Below are 26,977 nucleotides of genomic sequence, written 5' to 3'. Positions count from 1 at the left end.
GGAGAATCGGCATGGTTGCGGCAAAGCTTTCCAAGACAGCGCGTTCCCGAACGACCCGTTTGCGCGCGCTGATAGTGCTGGCGGCGATGGGTCTGGCGGTGCTGGCCCTGGTGCTGGGCCTGGCCGGCACGGTCAGCGAGCGCGTCATGGCCGCAGCGCCGGTGGTTCGCATTCCCACGGGCAAGAAGTCCTTCCCCGCCGCGATCGGCTACGGCGCCACCAGCGTCGGCGGACGGGGCGGGCGGATCATCTATGTCACCACCCTGGCCGATTCCGGCACCGGATCCTACCGCGCCTGCGTTACCGCCAGCGGCCCGCGCGTCTGCGTGTTCCGGGTCAGCGGCGTGATCCGCTTCACCCAGCGCCCGCCGTGGATCATGACGCCCTACCTGACCATCGCCGGGCAGACCGCGCCGGGCGGCGGCATCACCCTGGCCCATTCGGGCGGCAAGAACGGGCTGACCCCGCTGGTCATCAAGAACACCCATGACGTCGTGGTGCGCGGCATCCGCGTGCGCAACGACCGCGTGGGCGGCAACCGCGAGGCCGAGGACAGCATCACCATAGAAAAGAGCAGCCGCGTGGTGATCGACCATGTCAGCGCCTCCTGGGCGCGCGACGAGCTGATCAACGGCTATGACGACAACGACGAGATCACCATCAGCAATTCGATCTTCGCCTGGGGCGTGCCCAAGCACGACAAGTGCGCGCTGCTCGCCAGCGATCCGGTGGACAAGCAGAAGCTGAGCTTCATCGGCAACCTTTGCGCCCATAACGGAGACCGCAATCCGGACATCAACTTCCCCAAGGGATCCTGCGTGGAAGTGATCAACAACGTGCTCTACAACGCCATGTCGGAATTCGCGGAAGTCTGGGAAAGCTACGGCGGCAGCCCGGTCTCGATCGTGGGCAACAGCTTCATCGCCGGCACCAATACCAATGCCCAGAGCCGCGGCGTCGCCCGCGAGACCCAGGGATCGACCGGCACGGCCTCGATCTACCTCTGGGACAATGCCTTCGACGGCAATTTCAAGCATGTCAGCCCCGAAGTGGTGCCGGCCCAGATCCAGCAGGCGCCGTGCCCGTTGACCGTCCAGCCGATGGCCGCCGCGGCCGCCTATACCTCTGTCCTCGCCCGTGCCGGGGCCTTCCCGCGCGATGCCCTCGACAAGGAAGTGGTGGCCGACGTCAAGAACCGCACCGGCCGCATCGGCGAACCGGTTCCGGCACTGCCGGCCCAGGCATCGGGCACGCCTTATGTCGATGACGACAAGGACGGCATGGACGATGCCTGGGAACGCGCCAATGGCCTGGACCCCACGCGCAACGACGCCTGGGGCGACAAGAACGGCAACGGCATCGAGAATATCGAGGAATTCCTGAGCTACCGAGAGAAAGGGTTCGGTCTTTGAACAGTCTGGCAGGGCCGCTTGGGGCCAAGTTCGAGAGGGCCGAATTCGAAAGCGCCGAATTCGAGAGGGCCGAGCTGGACAGGATCGAAGGCGGGACCGCCCGCGTGGCCGCCGGGTCCGCGCCGCTGCGGATCTGCTATCCCTTCGCCGGGGACGAGCTGGGCGGCAGCCACGTTTCCGCACGCGGGCTGATGGAGCAGCTCGATCCCGCCGACTATCGCCTTCTGGTCGTGCCAGAAGTGCCGGGCGGCACGATCGCGCAGTTCTTCTCCGCTTTTGCCCAGGTGCCCGACCCGGCCCGGCCGCGCCGCTCCTTCGTTCCCGGCGCGCGCTTCGGCTTCGGCAAGGTTCTGCGCGCGATGGCCGGCGTGCCGCGCCGGGTGCGGTTCCTGCGCGAGAATGCCATCGATGTCGTGCACAGCAACGACGGGCGCAGCCATGCGAGCTGGGCACTGGCGGCACGGCTGGCAGGCGTCCGGCTGATCTGGCACCACCGCGGCGATCCCGACGCGCGCGGCCTGCGCTATGTGGCGCCGTTTCTGGCGCACCGCATCTTCACGGTGTCGCGCTTTTCGCTCCCGCAGGGCAGCCGCGGGGCGGCGCGGGCCGCGCAAGTGGTCTACAGCCCCTTCGACACCAGCGTCACGGCCGACTGGGCCGCCATGCGCCGTACCCTCGTGGAGGAACTCGGCTGCGCCCCGGACGCCGTGCTCTGCGGCTGGTTCGGCAACTTCGTACAGCGCAAGCGGCCGCTCGAATTCGTCGATGCGGTGGAGCGGCTCGGGGCCTTGCTGGACAAGCCGGTGGTCGGCCTGATGTTCGGCGATCCCCGCAATACCGAAGTGGGCGACGCCCTGCCGGAGCGGATCGCGCGGGTCTCGGGCAATGCCGCCGTCCACATGATGGGCTTCCGCACGCCCGGCCACGAATGGCTGGCCGGCTGCGACCTCCTGCTGGTTCCCGCCGCGCGCGAGCCCCTGGGACGGACCCTGGTGGAGGCCATGCTGGTCGGCACGCCGGTGGTGGCCACCGATTCGGGCGGCAATCCGGAAGCGCTGGAGGGCGGCTGCGGCGTGCTCTGCCCGCTCGACGATGCCGAGGCCATGGCCCGCGCCGCCGCGGGCCTGCTCGCCGACCCCGAACGCCTCGACGCCATCCGCATCCGCGCCCGAGGCGAAGCCCGCCGCCGCTTCTCGCGCGAAAACCACGTCCGCCAGGTCACCGCCGCTTATGAGGAACTGGCGCGAGGGTAGGGCGCCCGCGCCGGACCGGGCTGGTCTGGCGGTGCGCTCGTCGTTTTTCGCGATGTGGTCGCGGTGCCGGGATGAGTTTTTGTTTGGTGCGCTCGTCACGTCCGTGACGAGCTTGCGGGCTGGTGCCGCAAGCCTTCGACATCCGTCGAAGGCGCTCCAACCAAATCCTCCCCCCGTTTTTGCCTGGCGATATCGGACAGGAAACCCATCCTCCCCCCACGAGGATTAGCTCTCATCGCCCGAGTATTCCCCCGGATAACCCTTAATAACCAAGGCATTCCGCCGATCTTTGCGTCAACGTGTCGGACGACGGTTTCGCTGGGGCCGCGCTGCTTCGAGGGGCCGCGCGGGGGGCGGGCCGGGCTCGATTTCGCAAGGGCCTCAATTTCTGCAAGGGAGGGCAACCCAATGTCACATGGTCTCGCAAGCCTGTTCCGGTTCCGGCCGCTTCTGGCGGTCCCACTGGCCGTTTCGCTCATTTCCACTTCGATGCTTGGCGGATGTTCGTCGCCCACCGCATCGTTGCCCACGCTCGCATCCACCCCGGCGGGAGCCTACAAGGTGGGTGCGGGCGACAAGCTCCACATCGTGGTGCAGGACCTGCAAAGCGCCAACGGCGACTACATCGTCGAGGACAGCGGCGCGATCTCGCTGCCCTACATCAAGCAGGTGGACGTCGCCGGCCTGACCTATCGCGAGATCGAGCAGGGCATCGCCGCGTCGCTGCTGCGCCAGGGCATCATGACCGGCGATCCGGTGGTCAACGTCGGCCCGGTCGAACTCCGCCCGTTCTACGTGGTGGGAGAGGTGAACAAGCCCGGCCAGTTCGAATATCGCCAGGGGATGACGGTGCTCGCGGCGATCTCGGCCGCGGGGGGCTATACCTACCGCGCGCAGACCGGCAAGGTCGCCGTGACCCGCGTGGTCAGCGGCAAGGACGTCACCGCCAGCGCCGACGAGATGGCGACCATCCAGCCCGGCGACCGGATCCGCGTCTACGAGCGGTGGTTCTGAGGCCATGCGGGGGGCAATCGTACTGGCCGCGCCGGTCCCGTTCCTGCTCGCGATGCCGCAGCAGGCACTGGCCCAGGCCCGCGACATCGGCTCGACCGCCTCGGCGGTCTATCCCAACGACAAGGACTATCGCGAGCTGCCGATGCACCTCGGCTCGCTCAACGTCAGCCTCGGCGGCGAGGCGCGGGTGGAATACGACACCAACGTCTACGCCCAGGAGAACAACGCGCGCGACGACGTCCACCTGGAACTGACGCCGGAACTGCAGATCAACACCGGCCCCGGCACGCTCAGCGGCCAGGCGCATGCTTCGGCCACGGTCCGCCGTTTCGCCAATCTCAAGACCGAGAACACCGAGGCCTGGTCGCTGGACGGCACCCTGCGCTGGTCCCCGGAGGCGACGACCTCGCTGGTCGGGCGCGCCTTCTGGCAGCGCACGGTCGAAGAGCGCGGCAGCCCGGAATCGCGGCAGGACCCCAACGCCGGACCGCGCGAGATCGACAGCCTCGGCACCGACTTGCGCTTCCGGCACATGACCCGCCGCCTGCTGTTCGACCTCCAGGGCAACTTCACCAAGTACGATGCCGTCTCCACCGTGGACGACAACCGCGACTTCAACAGCATGAACGGCGTGGCCACCGTGGGCTGGCGCGTGACCGGCATCACTTTCGTGACCGCCAGCGCCTTCGTCGCGCGGCGCGACTTCCGCATCGAATATACCCCCGCGGGAGACAAGCGTAACACCACCACCTGGGGCGGCCGCCTGGGCGTGGAATTCGAACCCGGTGGTGTGCTGCAAGGCAACCTTTCCGCCGGTTTCTTCCGCTTCACGCCGGACGACAAGGCCGTGCCCGATCGCACCGGCCTCTCTGTCTCGGGCAGCCTGACCTACCGGCCTCGCGAGCGCACGGCGATCATGCTGGACGCCTTCAACGGCGATGTCGCCACGTTCCGCAGCGGCGCCCAGTCGCGAACCGACACCACGGTCAAGCTCTCGCTCCAGCAGGAGATCCGCCACAATCTCTTCGCTTCGGTGGGCGCGGGCTACCGAAGCACGCGCTACATCGGCTCGGGGGTGAAGGAACAGACGCCCACGGTCTCGGGCGAAGTGGAATACCTGTTCTCGCGGAACATGTCGGTCGCGGGCTACGCCAACTTCGGCAAGCGCAACAGCGACGACGCGACTCAGGAATTCGACCGCCTCAAGGTCGGCGTCTCCTTCCGCCTGCGGTTCTGATCGGAACCGGGAAGCGGGCGGCGAGGGAAGGCGAGGGGCGCTACTCTTCGAGGGCGCCATTCCCCGTCGCCGCGCGCGCTTCGACTTGCGCGCGAAGTCCGGCGACTTTGGCCCGGATCGAGGCGCGGACTTCCTCCAGAGAGGGATATTCCGCCTCGATCTCGGCCCGGATGCGTTCGTAGAGCGGATCGCCCGGCCGGGGATCGCGGCGGCTGTCGCCATAGCGATGGGGCAGGCGCTGGCGCAGCAGGAACAGCATGAGCTGCGTGTCGTGGCGCGTCCAGGAGGCCACCACTTCGCCGCGGCTCACCACCGGACGCTCCTCGCCCCGGATCGCGCGTTCGAGCGCGCAGTCCTCCAGCCGCATCATTCCCCGGCCGATCGCCATGTCCCATGCCGCCGCGAACCCCTCCGCGCCGGGCAGGTGGCGCAGCTTGTAGAGCGCTTCCATCGAGGCGCCGATGCTGCGCGCGGCCTGCGTGACGATGCCGCTGGCCGCGAGCGCAGCGATGAAGGCCCGCTGCCGCTCCGGCGTGATCGAGTTGGCGCGCGGCGCCTTGTGCCGATAGGGCGCGAAGCCCAGCAGCGGATCTTCGGGGTCGATGGCATCCTCGAAGAAGGCCGTTCGCGAAGTCCGCCGCCCCGGCCGCACGGAAGCGCAGCGCACCGCCGTTTCCGCGGCAACCCGCGCAGAGGAACTGGCACAAGCCGTTTCGCAGCGAGCCTCCGGGGCCGAGGATTCCACGCCGGCCGACGGAGACGCGAAGGATCCTCGCGCCCGCTCATCCCGCGCCTGTCGAGGAAGCCGCTCGCCGCGACGCCGTTTCGAAGAACCTGGATTTGGAGATTTTCTGCCGGAAGACATAAGGCAACCTCGCTCGCGCTGATGGACCTGTGTTCCCAATGGCAGGCCGGTCTAACGCGAGCGGGGACGTGTAGGAAAATGGTTTGTCACGCGCATGGAAGGCATGGGGCAGAACAGCCGCTTTGCGCCCATTTCGGTCATGGGCGGTGCGCAGCCGCGCTCCCGAAACCGGAATGGCAAGATTGCACGATTTTAATCGGGAAGCTGCCTGACCGGACTCGCCGCGTCTTAGCCATTCCGCAGCTTGCGCTTTGGCGGTAGAAGCGGACGTTCGTAGCAGGAGCGAGACGTGCACGACCATCAGTGGCTAAGCGCATTTGGTGAACCTTATGACCCCCGGCCTGCGATAGAAATTTGGCGCGCCGGGCAAGTCGAGGACGCGACGCAGGAACTATGGGATCAGCTCTACCATCAGGGGACGGTCAATTCGGCCTCATATGCAGCGGTTCGCGAAATCGTTATGATGATGCAGGAGCAATCGAAGCCTGATTGGAACGCCTATTCGCTGGTCGCGTCAATCGAGGAAGCGCGCTTGGCCGAAGGAAATCCGCCTATCCCTTCCGAACTCAAGCAGGATTACGAAAACGCTTGGGCCGCTATCCTCCCGGTAGCATTACGAGACCTTGCGGAAGCGCAGGACGACCTTGTCGTCAGGGGTGCCTTGGCCGTCGTCGCTCATGCCAAAGCGCAGCATACGATAGGGACTATCGCGCTCCTTACAGAGGACGAGCGAGTGGAAATGTTGGGCGGGTAGCGTCCGTTTCGCCCTCCGTTACGTTGAAAGTTCCTATTCCGCTTTCCACCCCTGATAGCCATTTCAGGCGGTCAACGGCATGAGCCACAGCGCACAGCAGTCGGACCGGTTTAGGGCCTCTCGAAACGAAGGCCGCCGCGACTGTGATGGGTGGTATGCCGTCTATTCAGGAAAGCTAGCTGGGGCCTACAGTCCGTTGACGGATAGGTAAGATCACGCCGCCATGATTTTAATTCGGACAAATGGCTCAATCATATTTTAGAGCCATTGAAATTTTTCCACTACTTACATCAATGCTTAACATGCACTCGAGCCAGAGATTTTGCCCCTTAGAGACAAATAAAGTCCTATGCTCTTTCAGAAGCGAGAATATTTCTTCTTGTGTAAGTGCAGAATCAGGAGTGAACCACCCTGACGATCCGTCTTGATCTTCATAATCATATTCGAAGCTGGCCACGTCGCCTTCGAGATTAATTTCGGCTTTGAAAACGATCTTTGAAGCACCAACTGGAGAAAATCTGAGAATTTTTTTCGCAATCTCTTGTAGATATTCAATGTCGTAGGAGGTGCCCATTTTTCATCCGGTGCGCTGAGAGGTCATTCAAGTAGATCATGAGCAATATCGTGCGCCAGCCTCCAAAGCGACAATTATAACATCTGCAATGTCGGCGTTGGCAGACTGGCAGATTTCTATCCTGCCGTCATGAACTGCTCAGCACAGCGGACGGGCCGCTAACTACCATTCACCAACGATGACGCGACAGTCGCCTACCGGCCCATAGCCGTTGCTACCGCTCTCCTTGACCCACCGCCCCAAATCTCCTAAGGGCGCCCATCTCCTGTGAGTGTTCTCGCAGGAAACGACATAGAGCTGAACATTGTCATGTCAGCATTTCCGGGACTTTCCCGCAGCTTTGCTGCCGGAAAAGCCGCTTTGGGAACGCCTTGCGCGAGTCGCGGGGTGGTTCTTGCCGGGAAGGCGCATGGCAAAGTAATCCGGTGCATTTGCCCGGGTGGAGTGTTTTTCGGCTCACGTTCGACGGTTGCCATGGGCGAACCGCCAGTAACTCCGGATCGGGGTGAAAGGGCTGGTTCCGATATCCGGCTCGTCTCGCGTGAACTCTCGAAAATATTCCGTCCCTTTCAGATGCTCCGGGCTCCGATGTCGATCGGTCCCTTGGGGTGCGAAGGGTTCGCGCCGGTGCGCCTGCTGCTGCAGGCATCGCTCCGGCCCGGATCCATCGCACTCCCATTTGAAAGAAGAGTATAGATGCCCACTATCAACCAGCTGATCCGCAAGGGTCGCGAGCCGCAGAAGGCCAAGTCGAAGGTTCCTGCGATGGAGCAGAACCCGCAGAAGCGCGGCGTTTGCACCCGCGTTTACACCACGACCCCGAAGAAGCCGAACTCGGCTCTCCGCAAGGTCGCCAAGGTGCGCCTGACCAACAGCCGCGAAGTCATTTCGTACATCCCGGGTGAAGGCCACAACCTGCAGGAGCACTCGGTCGTGCTCATCCGCGGCGGCCGCGTCCGCGATCTTCCCGGCGTTCGCTACCACATCCTGCGCGGCGTGCTCGACACCCAGGGCGTCAAGGATCGCAAGCAGAGCCGCTCGAAGTACGGCGCCAAGCGTCCGAAGTAAGCCGGCCCGCGGGGCTTCGCGCCTCGCACGGTACAAGATTTACCGGCCGGTGATGCTCACGCTCCCGCCCGAAAGAACAAGGAATATCAACGATGTCACGTCGTCGTCGTCCCGAGAAGCGGATTATCCTGCCCGATCCCAAGTTCGGGGATCTCATCCTGTCGAAGTTCATGAACAACCTCATGTACGACGGCAAGAAGTCGGTCGCTGAAGCGATCGTCTACGGTGCCATGGAAACCATGGAAACCCGCGCCAAGGCCAACCCGGTCCAGCTGTTCCACGACGCCCTGAACAACGTCGCGCCGCAGATCGAAGTCCGCAGCCGCCGCGTCGGTGGTGCGACCTACCAGGTCCCGGTCGAAGTCCGTCCGGAGCGCGCCCAGGCTCTCGCCATCCGCTGGCTCATCACCGCAGCCCGCAACCGTCCCGAGACCACCATGTCGGCGCGTCTCTCGGGCGAGCTGCTCGATGCTGCCAACAACCGCGGCAATGCCGTGAAGAAGCGCGAAGACACGCACCGCATGGCGGACGCGAACCGCGCCTTCTCGCACTACCGCTGGTAATGTGCGTGGTGTCGCCCGGATCTATTGCCTCTCGGCGGTCATCCGGGCGTCACACTTTTATTTCAGGGGGCGAGGTCTTATCTGAAGGCCGCTCCGCTCCCAAACACTCCTGCTAAGGATTTTCACCATGGCACGCAGCCATCCGCTCAATATGTACCGTAACATCGGTATTATGGCGCACATCGACGCCGGTAAGACCACCACGACCGAGCGAATCCTCTACTACACCGGCAAGTCCTACAAGATCGGCGAAGTCCACGACGGCGCTGCGACCATGGACTGGATGGAGCAGGAGCAGGAACGCGGCATCACCATCACCTCGGCTGCGACCACCTGCTTCTGGACGTCCGAGGGCCAGGAATACCGCATCAACATCATCGACACCCCCGGGCACGTCGACTTCACCATCGAAGTCGAACGCTCGCTGCGCGTGCTCGACGGTGCGGTCGCGTGCTTCGACGGCGTTGCCGGCGTTGAGCCGCAGTCGGAAACCGTGTGGCGCCAGGCCGACAAGTACGGCGTTCCGCGCATGTGCTTCATCAACAAGCTCGACCGTACCGGCGCGAACTTCAAGTACTGCGTGCAGTCGATCATCGACCGCCTCGGTGCGACGCCTGCCGTGCTCTACATTCCGATCGGCCTCGAAGCCGACCTGAAGGGCCTGGTCGATCTGGTTCACAACCGCGCAATCGTCTGGAAGGACGAATCGCTCGGCGCCGAATTCTTCTACGAAGAAATCCCGGCTGAACTGGCTGACGAAGCTGCCGAATACCGTGAAAAGCTGCTCGAACTCGCTGTCGAGCAGGACGATGCGGTCATGGAAGCCTACCTCGAAGGCACCGAGCCCGACGTCACCACGCTGAAGGCGCTGATCCGCAAGGGCACGCTGAACCACAAGTTCGTTCCGGTCGTCTGCGGTTCGGCGTTCAAGAACAAGGGTGTGCAGCCCCTGCTCGACGCCGTCGTCGACTACCTGCCTTCGCCGCTCGACATCGAAGACGTCCAGGGCGTCAAGGTCGACAGCGACGAAGCCGACAGCCGTCCGCCGGAAGACAGCGCACCGTTCTCGGCGCTGGCCTTCAAGGTCATGAACGATCCCTTCGTGGGCTCGCTCACCTTCATCCGCATCTACTCGGGTACGCTCGCCAAGGGCACTTACCTGAACTCGGTGAAGGGCAAGAAGGAAAAGGTTGGCCGTATCCTCGAGATGCACGCCAACGACCGTAAGGACATCGACGAGGCCTTCGCGGGCGACATCGTCGCGCTGGCCGGCATGAAGGAAACCACCACGGGCGACACGCTCTGCGCGGAAAAGGCGCCGATCGTTCTCGAACGCATGGAATTCCCCGAGCCGGTTATCGAACTCTCGGTCGAACCGAAGACCAAGGCCGACCAGGAGAAGATGGGCGTCGCGCTCAACCGTCTCTCGGCTGAGGATCCCTCGTTCCGCGTCACCACCGACCACGAGTCGGGCCAGACGATCATCAAGGGCATGGGCGAACTTCACCTGGACATCATCGTCGACCGTATGCGTCGCGAGTTCAAGGTCGAAGCCAACGTCGGTGCTCCGCAGGTCGCCTATCGCGAATACCTCGCCAAGCCTGTCGATGTGGACTACACCCACAAGAAGCAGTCGGGCGGAACCGGTCAGTTCGGTCGCGTGAAGATCAAGGTCACGCCGGGCGAGCGCGGTGCGGGCATCACCTTCAAGGACGAGATCAAGGGCGGTAACATTCCGAAGGAATATATCCCCGCGATCGAAAAGGGCATGCGCGAAACCGCTGCCTCGGGTTCGCTGGTCGGCTTCCCGATCATCGACTTCGACATCGTCCTCTACGACGGTGCCTACCACGACGTCGACTCGTCGGCCCTGGCCTTCGAAATCGCCGGTCGCGGTGCCATGCGTGAAGTCGCGCAGAAGTCCGGCATCAAGCTGCTCGAGCCGATCATGAAGGTTGAAGTCGTCACCCCCGAGGAATATCTCGGCGACGTCATCGGCGACATGAACAGCCGTCGTGGTCAGATCCAGGGAACCGACAGCCGCGGCAATGCCCAGGTCGTCGAATCCATGGTCCCGCTGGCCAACATGTTCGGCTACGTGAACCAGCTCCGCTCGTTCACCCAGGGCCGTGCAAACTACTCGATGTTCTTCTCCCACTATGACGAGGTCCCGGCGAACGTCGCGGCCGAGGTCAAGGAGAAGCTTGCTTAAAAGGCAAGATCAGACTACGGGCGGCGCCTGTTTCAGCGGGCGCCGTCCATTCCCGCAGATTCGATTTCAAGCGAAAAGAAGGTTTGAACAATGGCGAAGGCAAAATTCGAGCGGAACAAGCCGCACTGCAACATTGGCACCATCGGTCACGTCGACCACGGCAAGACGACCCTGACGGCCGCCATCACCAAGGTCATGTCGGAAGCTTTCGGCGGTGAAGCCGTTGACTTCGCCAACATCGACAAGGCTCCGGAAGAGCGCGAGCGCGGCATCACCATCTCGACCGCTCACGTTGAGTACGAGACGGAAGCCCGTCACTACGCACACGTCGACTGCCCGGGTCACGCTGACTACGTGAAGAACATGATCACCGGTGCCGCCCAGATGGACGGCGCGATCCTGGTTGTGAACGCTGCTGACGGCCCGATGCCGCAGACCCGCGAGCACATCCTGCTTGCCCGCCAGGTCGGCGTGCCGCAGCTTGTCGTGTTCATGAACAAGGTCGACCAGGTCGACGATCCGGAACTCCTCGAGCTCGTCGAGCTGGAAGTTCGTGAACTGCTCTCGTCGTACGACTTCGACGGCGACAACATTCCGATCGTCATGGGTTCGGCTCTGGCCGCCCTTGAAGGCCGCGACGACAACATCGGCAAGGAAAAGATCCTTGAGCTGATGAAGGCAGTCGACGACTTCATCCCGCAGCCCCCGCGTCCCACCGACAAGGCATTCCTGATGCCCGTCGAAGACGTGTTCTCGATCTCGGGTCGTGGTACGGTTGTTACCGGCCGCGTCGAAACCGGCATCGTCAAGGTTGGTGAAGAAGTTGAAGTCGTTGGTATCCGCGACACGCAGAAGACCACCGTCACCGGCGTCGAAATGTTCCGCAAGCTGCTCGACCAGGGTGAAGCCGGCGACAACATCGGTGCACTGGTTCGTGGCCTGAAGCGCGACGACGTTGAGCGTGGCCAGGTTCTCGCCAAGCCGGGCACCGTGACCCCGCACACCGAGTTCTCGGCTGAAGTCTACGTTCTGTCGAAGGACGAAGGCGGCCGTCACACGCCGTTCTTCGCCAACTACCGTCCGCAGTTCTACTTCCGCACCACCGACGTGACCGGCGAAGTGATCCTTCCCGAGGGCACCGAGATGGTCATGCCGGGCGACAACGTTTCGCTGACCGTGAAGCTGATCGCTCCGATCGCCATGGACGAAGGTCTCCGCTTCGCAATCCGCGAAGGCGGCCGCACCGTCGGTTCGGGCGTCGTTGCCACGATCACGAAGTAATTCGCTGATCGGCTTCGGCTAACGTGATTGGCCCGGCGTCTCGAGAGAGACGCCGGGCTTTTCGCGTTTATAGAGCCGAATGGATTTAAAGGGCGCAAAGCCCGGGCTTGCAGTTTTATCGGGCCCGCAAATCGCCCTGTGCGATCTTCCATGCATCCGAGCCCTTGGGTGCTTCGGGAATGGACGCGAGGTCGATATAGTAGACGGGCGCCGGCACGCGGCCGAACGGTATGGTGATGCAGGGGCCTAGGCAGCCGGGCAGGTCCCAGAGGCCCGGCGGGTAGGCTGCGCCCGTGCGCGTGCTTTCGTCGACGGATTTTGACGCTGGGACGCGCTGGTTCGTGCCGTCGCCGTTATGGAAGCAGACAACGATCGTGCCGTCATTGCCGCCATTGCTGGCGCGGGCGGCCTCACGGCATGCGTCGTCCACGCGTCCATTCCCGGCATCGGGCATGGCGGCGTGAGCGGTGAGCACGTCGGTATCGTCGAGGTCGATCGGAACTCCCGTCTGGCTGCGGCCGTAGGGGGAATTGCCGGCTGCGGCGAGCTCGGGTGTCAGACATGCCAGTGTTAGCGCGGCAAGTGCGCGGGAAATTATCGTGGTAGTGGAGGGCATTGAAAGCGCCTTCTGTTAGGCGTCGCCATGCCAAGGTAGGATGCTGATCGGGGGCAGGGAAGAGGGGATGCGATGAACTGCATCGGCGGCGCCGAGGAACCTGCCGGACTTGGTGAAATCAGGGCTTGCCCGACTCGGCGTCAACGTGTAGTGGCGCGGTTCGAATTTGACGGGGCTTCGGCCCTTTGGCTCTTTCTCATCGGTAGTAGGTAATGGAAGCTCAGAACATCCGTATCCGCCTCAAGGCGTTTGACCATCGCGTGCTCGACCAGGCCACTGGCGAAATCGCTGACACGGCTCGCCGCACCGGCGCTCTGATTCGTGGGCCCATTCCCCTGCCGACGAAGATCGAGAAGTTCACGGTCAACCGTGGTCCGCACATCGACAAGAAGTCGCGTGAGCAGTTCGAAGTCCGCACCTACAAGCGTCTGCTTGATATCGTGCAGCCGAACGCAGCTACCGTCGACGCTCTGATGAAGCTGGACCTTGCTGCCGGCGTGAACGTCGAGATCAAGCTGGCCTAAGCCGGTTTGCGGGGTAACCGAAAGGTTGCCCCGAAAGTCCTTTCCGATCGGACTTTAAACGATCGAGGCGAAATTCGGATCTTCGGATCCAAATTGTCCTTGTCGGCCGAGAGGCCGGCTTTGCGGGGAGAAACCCGCAGAGACAGCGCCCCGAAAGGGGACACAAGGGATACCTCCGCCGCCGCCTTCGGGCAGTGTCGGGAATGCGTCCCCCGTCTCGTTTCCGCTGTCCTTGATGGGCATGCAGGGAACACCTGACCCGGACGGGGTTCGTATCACAAATAGGGTTGGACACGCGCACGAGGGATGGTCCTGCGTGCGCCTCTGTAAGGAGAAAGGTCATGCGTACAGGCGTGATCGCCAAGAAAGTCGGGATGACCCGCCTGTTCCAGGAGGACGGTCGCCACGTGCCCGTCACTGTCCTGGCACTTGAAGACTGTCAGGTGGTTTCGGTTCGTACTGCTGATCGTGACGGCTACGTCGCGGTTCAGCTCGGTGCGGGCGAAGCAAAGCAGAAGAACGTTGCCAAGCCGCAGCGCGAACATTTCGCCAAGGCTCAGGTTCCCCTCAAGATGCGCGTCGCGGAATTCCGCGTCGCCGACGACGCCCTTCTGGAAGTCGGTGCCACGATCGCAGCCTCGCACTTCGTGCCCGGCCAGCTGGTCGACGTAGGCGGCCACACCCAGGGCAAGGGCTTCCAGGGTGCCATGAAGCGCTGGGGCTTCGGCGGTATGCGCGCCACCCACGGTGTGTCGATCTCGCACCGTGCCCACGGTTCGACGGGTAACCGTCAGGATCCGGGCAAGGTGTTCAAGAACAAGAAGATGGCCGGCCACATGGGCGACCGTCAGCGCACCCAGCAGAACCTCGAAGTCGTCCGCGTGGACGACGAGCGTGGCCTGATCTTCGTCAAGGGCTCGGTTCCGGGTTCGAAGAACGCCTGGCTCACCGTTTCGGACGCCGTCAAGGTCGATCGTCACGCCGAGGCTCCGTACCCCGCCGGCATCAAGTCGGCCAGCAACACCAATGATACGGCCGCTGCCGTGACCCCGGCTGAAGCCGCGGCTCCCGAAGCGACCGAAGGCCAGGAGGGCTAATCATGAAGGTTCAGGTCCTCAATATCGACGGTTCGGCCGCTAACGCCGACATCGAGCTTTCGGACGACGTGTTCGGCCTCGAGCCGCGCGCTGACATCCTGCACCGCGTCGTCACCTGGCAGCTCGAAAATCGCCGCGGCATCGCCCGTGCGACCCGCGAGCGCTCGGAAGTCGCACGCACCGGCAAGAAGTTCGGTCGCCAGAAGGGCGGCGGTACTGCCCGTCACGGCGACCGTGCGGCTCCGGTGTTCATCGGCGGTGGTAAGGCTCACGGTGCTCGTCGCCGCGAGTTCAACATCTCGCTGAACAAGAAGATCCGTGCACTCGGTCTGAAGATGGCCCTTTCGGCCAAGGCTCAGAACGGCCTCGTGATCGTCGACTCGCTCGACGTGGCTGATGCCAAGACCAAGGTGCTTGCCGGTCAGCTCGCCAAGGCGAACTTCGGCAAGAAGGTTCTCGTCATGGACGGTGAGCAGGTCAACGAGGGCTTCGCCCTGGCTGCCCGCAACATCATCGGCGTCAATGTGCTTCCGGCTGTCGGCGCCAATGTCTACGACATCCTGAAGCATGATACGCTGGTGTTGACGCGCGCCGCGGTCGAGAAGCTGGAGGCGCGTTTCAATGGCTAAGAGCAACGTGGACATCCGTCATTACGACGTGATCCTCTCGCCGCACATCACCGAGAAGTCGACCCTGCTTTCCGAGCAGAACGCGGTCGTTTTCAAGGTGGCTGACAAGGCGACCAAGCCCGAGATCAAGGCTGCCGTCGAAGCTCTGTTCGACGTCAAGGTCACCGGCGTGAACACGCTGGTCGTCAAGGGCAAGACCAAGCGCTGGCGCGGTAAGGCTTACCGTCGCAGCGACGTGAAGAAGGCGATCGTCACGCTGGCCGAAGGCCAGTCGATTGACATCACCGAAGGCGTGCGGGGCTGATCCGATGGCACTTAAGAAGTACAACCCGACCAGCCCCGCCCGCCGCGGCCTGGTCCTCGTCGACAAGTCGTCGCTCTGGAAGGGCAAGCCCCTCAAGGCGCTGACCGAAGGCAAGAGCAAGACCGGCGGCCGCAACAACAAGGGTCATGTCACTTCGCGTGGCATCGCCGGTGGTCACAAGCAGAAGTACCGCTTCATCGACTTCAAGCGTCGTAAGTGGGACATGGAAGCGACCGTGGAGCGGATCGAGTACGATCCCAACCGCACCGCCTTCATCGCGCTCGTGAAGTACACCGACGGCGAACTGACCTACATCATCGCGCCGCAGCGCCTCGCCGTTGGCGATGTCGTTGTTGCCGGCGAAAAGACCGACGTGAAGCCTGGCAACGCCATGCTCCTGTCGCAGATGCCGGTCGGCACGATCTGCCACAACGTCGAGATGAAGCCCGGCAAGGGCGGCCAGATCGCTCGTTCGGCAGGCACGTACGTTCAGGTCGTCGGTCGTGACCGCGGTATGGTCATCGTTCGTCTGAACTCGGGCGAGCAGCGCTACCTGCGTGGCGACTGCATGGGCACCGTTGGCGCCGTGTCGAACCCCGACAACGCCAACCAGACCCTCGCCAAGGCCGGTCGCGGCCGTTGGCTGGGCCGTCGCCCGCTGACCCGCGGTGTTGCCAAGAACCCGGTCGACCACCCGCACGGCGGTGGTGAAGGCCGTACCTCGGGCGGCCGTCACCCGGTCACTCCGTGGGGCAAGCCGACCAAGGGTGCTCGCACTCGCAACAACAAGCAGACGGACAAGATGATCATCCGTTCGCGCCACGCCAAGAAGAAGAGGTAAGACACGATGGCACGTTCCGTCTGGAAAGGCCCCTTCGTCGACCTGTACCTTCTCAAGAAGGCTGAGGTCGCGCAGGATGCCGGCAACCGCGCTGGTCCGATCAAGACCTGGTCGCGTCGCTCCACCATTCTCCCGCAGTTCGTTGGTCTGACCTTCTCGGTCTACAACGGTCACAAGTTCATCCCGGTTTCGGTGAACGAGGACATGGTCGGTCACAAGCTCGGTGAATTCGCGCCTACGCGCACGTTCCCCGGCCACGCCGCCGACAAGAAGGGCAAGCGCTAATGAGCAAGCAGGCAGCACCCCGCCGCGTTGGCGAGAAGGAAGCTCTTGCGGTCGGCACCACCATCCGTGGTTCCGCCCAGAAGCTCAATCTCGTCGCCGCCCTGATCCGTGGCCGCAAGGCCGAGGACGCCATGAACATCCTGACCTTCTCCAAGAAGGCGATGGCTCAGGACGCTCGCAAGATCCTCGCTTCGGCAATCGCGAACGCGGAGAACAACCACAACCTCGACGTCGACGCTCTGGTCGTCGCCGAGGCGTCGGTCGGCAAGTCGATCACCATGAAGCGCTTCCACGCTCGTGGTCGCGGCAAGTCCACCCGCATCCTCAAGCCGTTTTCGCGCCTGCGGATCGTCGTTCGCGAAGTCGAGGAGGCCTGATCCATGGGTCATAAGAGCAATCCGATCGGTCTGCGTCTGCAGATCAACCGTACCTGGGACAGCCGCTGGTTTGCGGAAGGCCGGGACTACGGCAAGCTGCTTGAGGAAGACCTCAAGATCCGCAAGTTCATCATCGACACCGTGCCCCAGGCTGCGGTTTCGAAGGTGGTCATCGAGCGTCCGGCCAAGCTGTGCCGCATCTCGATCTACGCAGCCCGTCCCGGTGTGATCATCGGCAAGAAGGGTGCGGACATCGAGAAGCTGCGCAAGCAGCTTGCGAAGATGACTTCGAGCGAAGTGAAGCTGAACATTGTCGAAATCCGCAAGCCGGAAATCGATTCGAAGCTCGTCGCTCAGGGCATTGCCGATCAGCTGATCCGCCGTGTTGCCTTCCGCCGTGCGATGAAGCGCGCCGTTCAGTCGGCTCTTCGTCTTGGCGCCGAAGGCATCAAGATCACCTGTGGTGGTCGTCTTGGCGGTGCGGAAATCGCGCGTACCGAATGGTACCGTGAAGGCCGCGTGCCGCTTCACACCCTGCGTGCCAACATCGACTATGCCGAAGCCGAGGCGCTGACCGCCTATGGCATCATCGGCATCAAGGTCTGGATCTTCAAGGGCGAAATCCTTGGCCACGACCCGATGGCGCAGGACCGCCTGATGATGGAGGCGCAGACCTCCGGCGTGCGTCCGGCACGCGATGACCGCAGGAACTAAGAGTCATGCTGCAACCGAAGAAGACCAAGTTCCGCAAGGCCTTCAAGGGCCGGATCAAGGGTGATGCCAAGGGTGGCACCGACCTGAACTTCGGCTCGTACGGCCTTAAGGCCCTCGAGCCGGAGCGGATCACCGCCCGCCAGATCGAAGCGGCTCGCCGCGCGATCACGCGTCACATCAAGCGCCAGGGTCGTCTCTGGATCCGCGTCTTCCCCGACGTGCCGGTTTCGAAGAAGCCTGCTGAAGTCCGTCAGGGTAAGGGCAAGGGTTCGGTCGAATACTGGGCGGCCCGCGTCAAGCCCGGCCGTATCCTGTTCGAACTGGACGGCGTCGCTGGCCCGCTCGCAGCCGAGGCTTTCAGCCGCGCTGCGATGAAGCTGCCGATCAAGACCAAGGTCGTGGCTCGCCTCGGCGACACCTCGCACCTTGGCGGCGAGTAAGGAAGTCGAATCATGGCAAACAAGATCGAAGACTTTCGTGCCAAGACCGACGATCAGCTGACTGCTGACCTCGCCGACTTGAAGCGCGAACAGTTCAACCTGCGGTTCCAGGCCGCGACCAGCCAGCTTGAAGCGCCCGCGCGTATCAAGCAGGTGCGTCGTGACATCGCCCGCATCAAGACGCTCCAGGCCGAGCGTTCGGCGCAGGCCTAAGGAGGAAACACGATGCCCAAGCGTATTCTGATCGGGACCGTCGTTTCCGACAAGACCGACAAGACCGTGACCGTACTGGTCGAGCGCAAGGTGAAGCACCCCCTCTACGGGAAGATCATCCGTCGCTCGAAGAAGTACCACGCTCACGACGAAGATAACGCCTTCAAGACCGGCGAACGCGTCCGGATCGAGGAGACGAAGCCCTTCTCGAAGACCAAGACCTGGAAGGTTCTTGACCGTCTTCAGGCGAGCAAGGGTACGGCACTCGAAGCCGAGGTCTAAGGACCTCGGCCTCAAGGCCGGACAAGAGTGTTGACCTTCGCGGGTGAATGCGGCAAATGGCCGCACTTCGCCCGTCGGGGCGACTCGGGCCCCTCGTGGGCCTGTCTTTTTAGGAACTGCCGGACTTGTTCCGGCAAGCCAGTTGAGAAGGACTCGGATCGATGATCCAGATGCAATCCAATCTCGACGTCGCGGACAACAGCGGCGCAAAGCGCGTCCAGTGCATCAAGGTACTGGGTGGCTCCAAGCGTCGTTTCGCAGGCGTCGGCGACATCATCGTGGTGTCGGTGAAGGAGGCGCAGCCCCGCGCTCGCGTCAAGAAGGGCGACGTTCACCGTGCGGTGATCGTGCGTACCCGTAAGGACGTCCGTCGTGCAGACGGTAGCGTTATCCGCTTCGACAGCAACGCGGCGGTGCTCATCAACAAGAACGAGGAGCCGATCGGCACTCGTATCTTTGGCCCCGTCGTTCGCGAGCTGCGCGGCAAGGGCTTCATGAAGATCATCTCGCTCGCTCCGGAGGTGCTGTAATGGCTGCTTCGAAGATCAAGAAGGGTGACGCCGTCGTCGTCCTGTCCGGCAAGGACAAGGGCCGCACCGGCACCGTGCTTCAGGTTCTCCCGAAGGACGGCAAGGTCGTGGTTGAAGGCGTGAACGTCGCAACCCGTCACCGCAAGCCGACCCAGCAGAACCCGCAGGGCGGCATCGAGCGCATTCCGGCCCCGATGGCTATCAGCAAGATCGCTGTTGCCGACAAGGACGGCAAGCCGACGCGCGTTCGCTTCGAAACCAAGGACGGCAAGAAGGTCCGCGTGGCCGTGAAGTCCGGGGAGACCATCGATGGCTGAGAAGTATACTCCGCGTCTGCGCTCGAAGTACGACGCTGAAATCGCGAAGGCGATGACCGAGAAGTTCGGTTACAAGAACGTGATGGAAGTGCCGAAGATCGAGAAGATCACGCTCAACATGGGCGTCGGCGAGGCCAGCCAGGACAAGAAGAAGGTCCAGACTGCCGCTGCCGAGATGGAAGCCATCGCCGGTCAGAAGCCCGTAGTTACCAAGGCCCGCAAGTCGATCGCGCAGTTCAAGCTGCGTGAAGGCATGCCGATCGGCTGCAAGGTGACGCTGCGTCGTGAGCGCATGTACGAGTTTCTCGATCGTCTCGTCACCATCGCAATGCCCCGCATTCGCGACTTTCGTGGTCTGAACCCGAAGTCGTTCGACGGCCGTGGCAACTACGCGATGGGTCTCAAGGAGCAGATCATCTTCCCGGAGATCAGCTACGACAAGATCGAGAAGGTGCGTGGCATGGACATCATCGTCACCACCACCGCGAAGACCGACGAGGAAGCGCGCGAGCTGCTTCGTCTGTTCGGTTTCCCGTTCCCGGCTGAAGAGTCGGAACAGAAGGAAGCGGCGTGAGCCGCCGCTGAGGAAGAGAGCTTAAGTCCATGGCGAAACTGAGTTCCGTGAACAAGAACGAGCGCCGCAAGCAGCTCGTTAAGAAGTATGCAGGCAAGTACGCGCGCCTGAAGGCAGTGGCCGATGACGAATCGCTCGACGAAACCGAGCGCCTCATCGCCCGCCTGAAGCTGGCCGAGATCCCGCGCAACGGTAACCCCACCCGGGTTCGTAACCGTTGTGCGACCACCGGTCGTCCGCGCGGTTACTACCGCAAGTTCGGTCTGTGCCGCGTCGAGCTGCGCGATCTTGCCAACAAGGGCATGATCCCCGGCGTGACCAAGTCGAGCTGGTAAGGGTACGAAGCAATGGCTATGACCGATCCCCTGGGTGATATGCTCACCCGCATCCGCAACGGACAGCAGGCAAAGAAGGACACCGTCCTCTCGCCGGCTTCCAAGCTTCGTGCCCGTGTGCTCGAGGTGCTTCAGCGCGAAGGCTACATCCGTGGCTTCAGCGACGATGCAACCGGCGCACACCCGCAGCTTCGCATCGAGCTGAAGTACTTCGAAGGCGAGCCCGCCATCAAGCACATCGCTCGCGTCTCCAAGCCTGGCCGCCGCGTCTACTCGGGTTCGAAGGAACTCCCGGTGGTGCGCAACGGTCTCGGCATCACCATCGTCTCGACGCCCAAGGGCGTGCTCTCGGATGCCGAAGCACGTTCGCAGAACGTCGGCGGCGAAGTGCTGGCGGAGGTGTTCTAATGAGCCGCATCGGCAAGAAGCCGGTTGTGATCCCTGGCGGGGTCACTGCCGCCATCGATAACGGTGTCCTCACGGTGAAGGGGCCCAAGGGCGTTCTCACCATGGGTCTGTCCGACCTCGTGACCTACGCGGTCGAGGACGGTTCGATTGCCGTTCAGCCCGCCAACCAGACCAAGGCTGCCCGCAGCCACTGGGGCATGCAGCGCACCCTCGTCTCGAACCTGGTGGAAGGCGTTACCAACGGCTTCTCCAAGGTCCTCGAGATCAAGGGCGTCGGCTACCGTGCAGCAGCTCAGGGCAAGAACCTGAAGCTGCAGCTCGGCTACTCGCACGACGTTGACATCGCTGTGCCGGAAGGCATCGAGGTCAAGACCCCGGACAACACCACGGTCGAGATCTCTGGCGTCGACAAGCAGAAGGTCGGCCAACTCGCGGCCGAAATCCGTCGCTGGCGCAAGCCCGAGCCTTACAAGGGCAAGGGCATCAAGTACCGCGGCGAATTCATCTTCCGCAAGGAAGGGAAGAAGAAGTAATGGCCAAGCTTTCCCTTTTCGAGCGCCGTCGCCGGCGCGTCCGCACCGCCCTGAAGGCCCGTGCGGGTGGTCGTCCCCGTCTGTCGGTGCACCGCACCGGCCGTCACATCTATGCGCAGATCATCGACGATGCGCAGGGTCACACCGTGGCTGCAGCCAACACGCTTGGCGCCAAGGGCACCGATACGGATGCCGCAGTCCGCGTGGGCAAGGAACTCGCCGAGGCCGCCAAGAAGGCGGGCATCACCTCGGTCGTGTTCGATCGTGGCGGTTTCCTCTTCCATGGCCGCGTCAAGGCGCTGGCCGAAGCCGCCCGTGAAGGCGGGCTGGAGTTCTGATCATGGCTGACGAAAACATCAACGAAGCACCGATCGCGGCCGAGCACCCCCAGGGTGGCGACGCGCAGGAGACTCGTGAAGGTCGTGGCCGTGGCCGTGGCCGTGGCGAACGCGGTGAGCGTGGCGGCCGTGGCCGTCGCGACGACCGCCGTGGTGGCCGGAACGAGGAAGAGCAGGGCGAAGAGCTGATTGAAAAGCTCGTCCACATCAACCGCGTTTCGAAGACGGTCAAGGGCGGCAAGCGCTTCGGCTTCGCAGCGCTGGTCGTCGTGGGTGACGGCAAGGGCCGCGTAGGCTTTGGCCATGCCAAGGCTCGCGAAGTTCCCGAGGCAATCACGAAGGCCACTGCTTCTGCAAAGAAGAAGATGGTTCGCGTGGCGCTGAAGGAAGGCCGCACGCTTCACCATGACGGTCGGGGCCACTTTGGCGCCGGCAAGGTGAATGTGCGTTCGGCTCCGGCCGGTACCGGCATCATCGCCGGTGGCCCGATGCGCGCCGTGTTCGAGAGCCTCGGCGTCCATGACGTCGTGACCAAGTCGGTCGGTACCTCGAACCCGTACAACATGATCCGCGCTACTTTCGACGCGCTCGTCAACCAGACTTCGCCGAAGTCGGTTGCACAGCGTCGTGGCAAGAAGGTCGCTGACCTGCTTGGTCGCGGTGGTGCCACCGAGGCAGAGGCTGAAGCCGCTGCCGAAGCCATCGTGGAGTAAGTCTCATGGCGAAGATCAAGATCAAGCAGATCGGTTCGCCGATCCGTCGCCCCGAGAGCCAGAAGAAGATCCTCATCGGTCTTGGCCTCGGCAAGATGCACAAGGTCGTCGAGCGCGAAGACACCCCGGAAGTCCGTGGTGCGATCGCAAAGCTGCCGCACATGGTTGCGGTGGTCGACTGATCGACCTGCCTCAGGCACGATATTCGGAAAGGCCTCGGTGGAAACACCGGGGCCTTTCTGGTTTTGGCGAAGGGCAGGGCGCTGGGGGCTAGGGAAAGGGCGAGGCTAGACGCGCTCGCGCGAAATCTGTGTGTGGCTGCGTGTCCGGCTCCCCAATCGACCATGACTTGTGCTAAGCGCGGCGGGATTTGGATTTCCCCGGGGGATACATTGCTTCGCAGGACCATCGCGGCCTCATCCTTGTGCCTGGCCGCTCTCGCCGTTTCCGGATGCGAGGGCAGCGAACCGAGCGACAACGGCGAAACCTATGTGCAGGAAAGCCCGGCTGCCGAACCGGCCTGTAACGATCCGCTCGCGGATCCGGCGACGCTCGAGCGTGACCGGCTCGCAGATAAGGCGTTGAAGGCGTTGCTCGCCACTGGACAGGCCGATCCCGTTGCAGAGGCGCACAAGGCGGCCGCTTCCGGGGATTTTCGTCTTGTCGCTGCGGTCACGCTGGACGGCATCGACACGACTGAGTTTGGGGCCCAATGCGTGCTTCGCGGCGGTCTTTCGCCCCGCATGGCACGCGTCGTGACTTATTTCGGCGATGATGCGCTGCCCACGCCGGCTCCCATCCCGATCGCCACGGGCACCGAGGGTGCCGGCGAAGAGGGGGAGGATCCTCTGGGAGATTTCGCACGTAGCTTCAACGAGACGCTAATCGCCGATGATGCCTATCCCTATCGTGACGTCTGCCGCGTGGTTCCGGCGGTTGAGAGCGAAGGCAAGTCGGACCAGGCCGTCAAAGACGCCAAGCCGGTAAAGGCCGACAAGAAGGGCGCAAGTGCGCAGCCCGCGGATGCCGCAGCTCCGGGCAAGACGGCGGAGAGGAAAGCCGTGAAGCGTAACGGGCGCGACTATGGCTATGCGAACCTCGGGCCCTTGTCGGAAAGCCCGACACTGGCCGACGCTGCTCGCCGGGGGAATGTCGCTGTGCTTCGTAAGCTGCTGGAGGCGCCCACTGTCGATGCAACCGGCGACGCGCTGGACGGACTGACGACGATCGATTCGCCCGATCTCTTCGGCATGACTCCGCTCGCCTGGGCCATCGCCTATCGCCGCGAGGCGGCCGCGCGATTCCTGCTGTCGCAGCATGCCAGTCCGTCGGGTGCCCAGTGCCAGGCCCTGGTCGACCGCGATTCGCCGATGCAGATCGCGCGGGCGCTGTCCTGGACTGCCTTGGTTCTTCGGATGAAGTCGCTGGTAACGGAGCAGGAATATAACGCGCTTGCGGAAGAGCCGGCGCTTCCGGACGGCAACAAGGCGGCCTTCAACGCCGAACTGGCCAAGCTGGGCGACACTTACGGTACCGTGTTCAACAAGGACACGATGACGCGGCACGAGTTGAAGTTCGCCATCGATTCCAAGGGCAAGATCAAATCTTGCAGTTTTGAACCAAAAACCGTTTCGACGGCGTTCGACGCCGACATTTGCCGGCTCGGCCGGGAGCAACTGCATTGGAAGCCCGCACGCAACGCCGAAGGGCGAACGATGCCGGGCGATGCGCAGCTGGTGATTCGCATGCGGGGCAGCTGAAGCCGCGACATCGCGAATTCAGGGGTGACAAGGCCGGCCGGTTCGCCTATGGGGCCGCTTTCCCATTAGCGCGACCAAAAGCGAAAGCGAGTGCAGACTATGAAGTTGAACGAAATCCGCGACAACGATGGCGCCCGTCATCGTCGTATCCGCGTCGGCCGTGGCATCGGTTCGGGCAAGGGCAAGACTGCTGGCCGCGGCCAGAAGGGTGCCAAGGCTCGTTCGGGCGTCTCGATCAACGGCTTTGAAGGCGGCCAGATGCCGCTTCACATGCGTCTTCCGAAGCGCGGCTTCAGCAACAAGAAGTTCGCCAAGGACTACGCTGAAGTGAACCTCGGCATGATCCAGAAGGCGATCGAAGCCGGCAAGCTCGACATCTCGGGCGTCGTCGACCACGCTGTTCTCCAGGCCGCCGGCCTGGCCCGTGGCGGCAAGGACGGCGTGCGCCTCCTCGCCAAGGGTGAACTGACCGAGAAGGTCGAGTTCAACGTTGCCGGTGCTTCGAAGAGCGCTGTTTCCGCAGTCGAGAAGGCTGGTGGTTCGGTGATCCTTCCTGTCAAGGAAGCCGCTGAGGCCTGAGGCATCGCAACCGCGATATGCTCATAAAGGGAGGGCGGGCGCCATGCGCTTCGCCCTCTCTTCATTCCAACGGGTGCCTTGACTTGGATCGGCCTTGAACATGGCGGATTCGATGGGGCGCGGGGCGACAGGGCTTCCAGACCCGGTACGAATGTCTATATGAGCGGACCAGAACCGGTGTTCGACAAGCCTTCTTGCAGTCGCTAAGGCTGGACCCGAACCGACTATCGAGGCTTTACAAAACGTCATGGCTTCACGCGCCGACAATATCGCCAGCACTCTGAGCCTGGCCAATTTCTCGAAGGCGACCGAGCTCAAGAACCGCATCTGGTTCACGATCGGCGCCCTGATCGTTTTCCGCTTCCTGAGCTTCGTTCCGCTGCCCGGCGTCAATCCGCTGATTCTCTCGCAGCTTTACAGCAAGACCCAGGGCGGCATTCTCGACCTCTTCAACACTTTCTCTGGCGGTTCGCTTTCGCGAATGAGCCTGATCGCGCTCGGCGTGATGCCTTACATCACCAGCTCGATCGTGGTGCAGTTGGCTGCTTCGCTTCACCCGGCGCTGGTGGCGCTGAAGAAGGAAGGCGAAGCCGGACGCAAGAAACTGAACCAGTACACCCGCTATGGCGCCGTGCTGCTCTGCGCCATCCAGGGCTGGTTCCTGGCCGTCAGCCTCGAGGCCTACGGTGCGTCGAGCGGCCTGCAGGCCGTCGTCGATCCGGGTCTTCTGTTCCGCGTCGGCGCCGTCATCTCGCTGGTCGGCGGCACCATGTTCCTGCTGTGGCTGGGTGAACAAATCACGTCGCGCGGTATCGGTAATGGCGTTTCGCTGATCATCATGGCCGGTATCGTCGCGCAGATGCCGACTTTCGCGAGCAACGTGGGGCAGGCCTACAGCGCCGGTGACACGGGCTCGTTCCTGATCATCGCGCTGATCGTGCTGATCGTGGCGATGATCCTGATGATCTGCTTCGCAGAACGCGCACAGCGCCGCCTGTTGATCCAGTATCCCAAGCGCGCCACGCAGCGCGGAATGATGCAGGCGGATCGCAGCCATCTGCCGCTGAAGATCAATACCGCGGGCGTCATCCCGCCGATCTTCGCAAGTTCGCTGCTGCTGCTGCCGCTCACCATCACCCAGTTCGCGGGCAAGTCGCTGAACCCCGAATCGACCTGGGGCAAGATCGTCGTCGCGCTCAACCAGTACCTGGGCCACGGCAAGCCGCTCTACATGCTGCTTTACGCATCCGGCATCATCTTCTTCTCGTTCTTCTACACCGCCGTCGTCTTCAATCCCGAGGAAACGGCCGAGAACCTGAAGAAGAACGGTGGCTTCATTCCCGGCATCCGTCCGGGCAAGAACACCGCGAACTATCTCGATTATGTGCTGACGCGCGTGACCGTGATCGGCGCGATCTACCTGACCATCGTCTGCACCGTTCCCGAGTATTTCCTCTCGATGACCGGTCTGCCGTTGCTGTTCATGGGTGGGACCAGCCTGCTGATCGTCGTCAACGTCACCGTCGACACGATTACTCAGATTCAGTCGCACCTGCTGGCGCACCAGTACGGCGATCTGATCAAGAAGGCGAAACTGAAGGGCCGTATGCGCTGATAGCGCATTCAGGGACAGATGAGGGGTAAGGCGTGAATATCATCCTGTTGGGCCCGCCGGGGGCGGGCAAGGGCACCCAGGCGCAGCGTCTGGTCGAACGGCATGGCATGCGCCAGCTCTCGACTGGCGACATGCTGCGCGCCGCCGTAAAGGCGGGCACGCCCACGGGACTTGAAGCCAAGGCCGTAATGGAACGCGGTGAGCTGGTTTCGGACGCCATCGTTTCGGCGCTGATCGGCGACGAACTGGACGCGATGGGCGCCGATACCGGCGCGATCTTCGACGGCTATCCGCGTACCGCGGCGCAGGCGGAATCGCTCGACGCGATTCTTTCCGCTCGTGGCCGCAAGCTGGATCATGTGGTCGAGCTTGAGGTCGACGAAGAGGCACTGGTCGAGCGGATCACCGGGCGCTTTACTTGCGCGACTTGCGGCAAGGGCTATCACGACACGTTCGAGCGGCCCAAGGTCGACGGCGTCTGCGACAAGTGCGGAGGGACGGAATTCAAGCGTCGTCCAGACGACAATGCAGAAACCGTGCGCACCCGCCTGGCAGAGTACCGCGCCAAGACAGCGCCGATCCTGCCTATCTACGAGGCGCGCGGCATCGTGGCCAAGGTGGATGGCATGGCGGACATGGATCATGTTACCGCTGCCATCGAGGGCGCGCTGAGGACCTGATCCAGGGGGTGTATCGCCCCCTCGACCGACAAGAGCTGAT

Annotated in this window: 36 protein-coding genes; 33 read left to right on the top strand and 3 right to left on the bottom strand. The window is 63.1% G+C overall.

Annotated features, from left to right (window positions below; translation table 11 throughout):
• Nucleotides 1-11 precede the first annotated feature (11 nt).
• The 4 genes from EDF58_RS07215 (at nt 12) to EDF58_RS07200 (ending at nt 4,916) form a co-directional block, all read left to right on the top strand.
• Nucleotides 12-1,412: a pectate lyase gene (locus tag EDF58_RS07215; protein ID WP_165921340.1), complete on the top strand. Its 1,401-nt coding sequence runs from the start codon at nt 12-14 to the stop codon at nt 1,410-1,412.
• Nucleotides 1,409-2,665 (top strand): glycosyltransferase family 4 protein, encoded by a 1,257-nt coding sequence (locus tag EDF58_RS07210; RefSeq protein ID WP_243654106.1) that lies wholly within the window; start codon nt 1,409-1,411, stop codon nt 2,663-2,665. The genes EDF58_RS07215 and EDF58_RS07210 overlap by 4 nt, the downstream gene beginning before the upstream one ends.
• 408 nt (nt 2,666-3,073) lie before the next feature.
• The gene (locus EDF58_RS07205; protein ID WP_132263836.1) at nt 3,074-3,679 is read left to right on the top strand and encodes a polysaccharide biosynthesis/export family protein; all 606 of its coding nucleotides are present in this window, start codon (nt 3,074-3,076) and stop codon (nt 3,677-3,679) included.
• A gap of 4 nt (nt 3,680-3,683) precedes the next feature.
• A complete protein-coding gene (locus tag EDF58_RS07200; RefSeq protein WP_132263834.1) occupies nt 3,684-4,916 on the top strand; it encodes an outer membrane beta-barrel protein in 1,233 nt (410 codons plus the stop codon).
• 40 nt (nt 4,917-4,956) lie between these two features.
• On the opposite strand, the gene EDF58_RS07195 is transcribed toward EDF58_RS07200, so the two are convergent.
• Complete coding sequence (locus EDF58_RS07195; protein WP_243654105.1) at nt 4,957-5,583, bottom strand: hypothetical protein; 627 nt, start codon at nt 5,581-5,583, stop codon at nt 4,957-4,959.
• A gap of 487 nt (nt 5,584-6,070) precedes the next feature.
• On the opposite strand from EDF58_RS07195, the gene EDF58_RS07190 reads away from it, so the two are divergent.
• Nucleotides 6,071-6,535 (top strand): hypothetical protein, encoded by a 465-nt coding sequence (locus tag EDF58_RS07190; protein WP_132263833.1) that lies wholly within the window; start codon nt 6,071-6,073, stop codon nt 6,533-6,535.
• A gap of 247 nt (nt 6,536-6,782) precedes the next feature.
• Here the strand turns inward: EDF58_RS07190 and EDF58_RS07185 are convergent, their stop codons facing one another.
• Complete coding sequence (locus EDF58_RS07185; protein WP_132263831.1) at nt 6,783-7,109, bottom strand: hypothetical protein; 327 nt, start codon at nt 7,107-7,109, stop codon at nt 6,783-6,785.
• A gap of 696 nt (nt 7,110-7,805) precedes the next feature.
• Here EDF58_RS07185 and rpsL point away from each other — a divergent pair.
• The 4 genes from rpsL (at nt 7,806) to tuf (ending at nt 12,233) form a co-directional block, all read left to right on the top strand.
• Nucleotides 7,806-8,177, top strand: coding sequence for a 30S ribosomal protein S12 (rpsL, locus tag EDF58_RS07180; RefSeq protein ID WP_007682177.1), 372 nt, complete (start codon nt 7,806-7,808; stop codon nt 8,175-8,177).
• Nucleotides 8,178-8,269: 92 nt separating this feature from the next.
• Nucleotides 8,270-8,740: a 30S ribosomal protein S7 gene (gene rpsG, locus EDF58_RS07175; protein ID WP_132263829.1), complete on the top strand. Its 471-nt coding sequence runs from the start codon at nt 8,270-8,272 to the stop codon at nt 8,738-8,740.
• 127 nt (nt 8,741-8,867) lie between these two features.
• A complete protein-coding gene (fusA, locus tag EDF58_RS07170) occupies nt 8,868-10,952 on the top strand; it encodes an elongation factor G (RefSeq protein WP_132263828.1) in 2,085 nt (694 codons plus the stop codon).
• A gap of 90 nt (nt 10,953-11,042) precedes the next feature.
• On the top strand, nt 11,043-12,233 hold the full coding sequence (gene tuf, locus EDF58_RS07165; protein WP_132263826.1) for an elongation factor Tu: 1,191 nt from the start codon (nt 11,043-11,045) through the stop codon (nt 12,231-12,233).
• A 115-nt stretch (nt 12,234-12,348) separates the two neighbouring features.
• Here tuf and EDF58_RS07160 read toward each other — a convergent pair whose 3' ends face one another.
• Entirely contained in the window at nt 12,349-12,849 is a 501-nt protein-coding gene (locus EDF58_RS07160; protein WP_132263824.1) for a hypothetical protein, read from the bottom strand.
• Nucleotides 12,850-13,061: 212 nt separating this feature from the next.
• On the opposite strand from EDF58_RS07160, the gene rpsJ reads away from it, so the two are divergent.
• From rpsJ to EDF58_RS07040, 24 genes are all read left to right on the top strand, one after another.
• Entirely contained in the window at nt 13,062-13,373 is a 312-nt protein-coding gene (rpsJ, locus tag EDF58_RS07155) for a 30S ribosomal protein S10 (RefSeq protein ID WP_007011873.1), read from the top strand.
• A gap of 341 nt (nt 13,374-13,714) precedes the next feature.
• On the top strand, nt 13,715-14,470 hold the full coding sequence (rplC, locus tag EDF58_RS07150) for a 50S ribosomal protein L3 (protein ID WP_132263823.1): 756 nt from the start codon (nt 13,715-13,717) through the stop codon (nt 14,468-14,470).
• A gap of 2 nt (nt 14,471-14,472) precedes the next feature.
• Nucleotides 14,473-15,099 carry a 50S ribosomal protein L4 gene (rplD, locus tag EDF58_RS07145; RefSeq protein ID WP_132263821.1) on the top strand — a complete coding sequence of 209 codons (627 nt, stop codon included), beginning with the start codon at nt 14,473-14,475 and terminating at the stop codon, nt 15,097-15,099.
• Nucleotides 15,092-15,403, top strand: a complete 312-nt coding sequence (locus EDF58_RS07140; RefSeq protein WP_086490055.1) for a 50S ribosomal protein L23 — start codon at nt 15,092-15,094, stop codon at nt 15,401-15,403. The genes rplD and EDF58_RS07140 overlap by 8 nt, the downstream gene beginning before the upstream one ends.
• Nucleotides 15,404-15,407: 4 nt before the next feature.
• Nucleotides 15,408-16,244, top strand: coding sequence for a 50S ribosomal protein L2 (rplB, locus tag EDF58_RS07135; protein ID WP_132263819.1), 837 nt, complete (start codon nt 15,408-15,410; stop codon nt 16,242-16,244).
• Nucleotides 16,245-16,250: 6 nt separating this feature from the next.
• Nucleotides 16,251-16,529, top strand: coding sequence for a 30S ribosomal protein S19 (gene rpsS, locus EDF58_RS07130; protein WP_054440312.1), 279 nt, complete (start codon nt 16,251-16,253; stop codon nt 16,527-16,529).
• Nucleotides 16,529-16,906 carry a 50S ribosomal protein L22 gene (rplV, locus tag EDF58_RS07125; RefSeq protein ID WP_132263817.1) on the top strand — a complete coding sequence of 126 codons (378 nt, stop codon included), beginning with the start codon at nt 16,529-16,531 and terminating at the stop codon, nt 16,904-16,906. Before rpsS ends, rplV begins: the two co-directional genes overlap by 1 nt.
• A gap of 3 nt (nt 16,907-16,909) precedes the next feature.
• Nucleotides 16,910-17,620, top strand: coding sequence for a 30S ribosomal protein S3 (rpsC, locus tag EDF58_RS07120; protein ID WP_132263815.1), 711 nt, complete (start codon nt 16,910-16,912; stop codon nt 17,618-17,620).
• Between the two features lie 5 nt (nt 17,621-17,625).
• The gene (gene rplP, locus EDF58_RS07115) at nt 17,626-18,060 is read left to right on the top strand and encodes a 50S ribosomal protein L16 (protein ID WP_021233439.1); all 435 of its coding nucleotides are present in this window, start codon (nt 17,626-17,628) and stop codon (nt 18,058-18,060) included.
• A gap of 12 nt (nt 18,061-18,072) precedes the next feature.
• On the top strand, nt 18,073-18,273 hold the full coding sequence (gene rpmC / locus EDF58_RS07110; RefSeq protein WP_132263813.1) for a 50S ribosomal protein L29: 201 nt from the start codon (nt 18,073-18,075) through the stop codon (nt 18,271-18,273).
• A gap of 12 nt (nt 18,274-18,285) precedes the next feature.
• The gene (gene rpsQ, locus EDF58_RS07105; RefSeq protein ID WP_021233437.1) at nt 18,286-18,555 is read left to right on the top strand and encodes a 30S ribosomal protein S17; all 270 of its coding nucleotides are present in this window, start codon (nt 18,286-18,288) and stop codon (nt 18,553-18,555) included.
• 161 nt (nt 18,556-18,716) lie between these two features.
• A complete protein-coding gene (gene rplN, locus EDF58_RS07100) occupies nt 18,717-19,085 on the top strand; it encodes a 50S ribosomal protein L14 (RefSeq protein ID WP_054440322.1) in 369 nt (122 codons plus the stop codon).
• Nucleotides 19,085-19,402: a 50S ribosomal protein L24 gene (rplX, locus tag EDF58_RS07095; RefSeq protein WP_054440323.1), complete on the top strand. Its 318-nt coding sequence runs from the start codon at nt 19,085-19,087 to the stop codon at nt 19,400-19,402. The genes rplN and rplX overlap by 1 nt, the downstream gene beginning before the upstream one ends.
• Nucleotides 19,395-19,976 carry a 50S ribosomal protein L5 gene (gene rplE, locus EDF58_RS07090; RefSeq protein ID WP_021233434.1) on the top strand — a complete coding sequence of 194 codons (582 nt, stop codon included), beginning with the start codon at nt 19,395-19,397 and terminating at the stop codon, nt 19,974-19,976. The genes rplX and rplE overlap by 8 nt, the downstream gene beginning before the upstream one ends.
• Nucleotides 19,977-20,005: 29 nt before the next feature.
• Complete coding sequence (gene rpsN / locus EDF58_RS07085) at nt 20,006-20,311, top strand: 30S ribosomal protein S14 (protein ID WP_132263811.1); 306 nt, start codon at nt 20,006-20,008, stop codon at nt 20,309-20,311.
• Nucleotides 20,312-20,323: 12 nt separating this feature from the next.
• Entirely contained in the window at nt 20,324-20,719 is a 396-nt protein-coding gene (gene rpsH, locus EDF58_RS07080; protein ID WP_132263809.1) for a 30S ribosomal protein S8, read from the top strand.
• Nucleotides 20,719-21,252 (top strand): 50S ribosomal protein L6, encoded by a 534-nt coding sequence (rplF, locus tag EDF58_RS07075; RefSeq protein ID WP_132263808.1) that lies wholly within the window; start codon nt 20,719-20,721, stop codon nt 21,250-21,252. Before rpsH ends, rplF begins: the two co-directional genes overlap by 1 nt.
• Complete coding sequence (gene rplR / locus EDF58_RS07070) at nt 21,252-21,590, top strand: 50S ribosomal protein L18 (protein WP_086490045.1); 339 nt, start codon at nt 21,252-21,254, stop codon at nt 21,588-21,590. The genes rplF and rplR overlap by 1 nt, the downstream gene beginning before the upstream one ends.
• Nucleotides 21,591-21,592: 2 nt before the next feature.
• Nucleotides 21,593-22,303, top strand: coding sequence for a 30S ribosomal protein S5 (gene rpsE, locus EDF58_RS07065; protein ID WP_132263806.1), 711 nt, complete (start codon nt 21,593-21,595; stop codon nt 22,301-22,303).
• A gap of 5 nt (nt 22,304-22,308) precedes the next feature.
• Entirely contained in the window at nt 22,309-22,485 is a 177-nt protein-coding gene (rpmD, locus tag EDF58_RS07060; RefSeq protein ID WP_132263804.1) for a 50S ribosomal protein L30, read from the top strand.
• Between the two features lie 63 nt (nt 22,486-22,548).
• Nucleotides 22,549-24,063 carry an ankyrin repeat domain-containing protein gene (locus EDF58_RS07055; protein ID WP_132263803.1) on the top strand — a complete coding sequence of 505 codons (1,515 nt, stop codon included), beginning with the start codon at nt 22,549-22,551 and terminating at the stop codon, nt 24,061-24,063.
• A gap of 99 nt (nt 24,064-24,162) precedes the next feature.
• The gene (rplO, locus tag EDF58_RS07050; RefSeq protein WP_132263801.1) at nt 24,163-24,642 is read left to right on the top strand and encodes a 50S ribosomal protein L15; all 480 of its coding nucleotides are present in this window, start codon (nt 24,163-24,165) and stop codon (nt 24,640-24,642) included.
• 247 nt (nt 24,643-24,889) lie between these two features.
• The gene (secY, locus tag EDF58_RS07045) at nt 24,890-26,257 is read left to right on the top strand and encodes a preprotein translocase subunit SecY (protein ID WP_132263799.1); all 1,368 of its coding nucleotides are present in this window, start codon (nt 24,890-24,892) and stop codon (nt 26,255-26,257) included.
• Between the two features lie 32 nt (nt 26,258-26,289).
• Nucleotides 26,290-26,937, top strand: a complete 648-nt coding sequence (locus tag EDF58_RS07040) for an adenylate kinase (RefSeq protein WP_132263798.1) — start codon at nt 26,290-26,292, stop codon at nt 26,935-26,937.
• Nucleotides 26,938-26,977: the final 40 nt, after the last annotated feature.

It is taken from the genome of Novosphingobium sp. PhB57 (assembly GCF_004342985.1).
GTDB lineage: Bacteria > Pseudomonadota > Alphaproteobacteria > Sphingomonadales > Sphingomonadaceae > Novosphingobium.
Note: the sequence above shows the minus strand (reverse complement) of the source record. Positions and strands in the feature narration are given on the sequence as shown.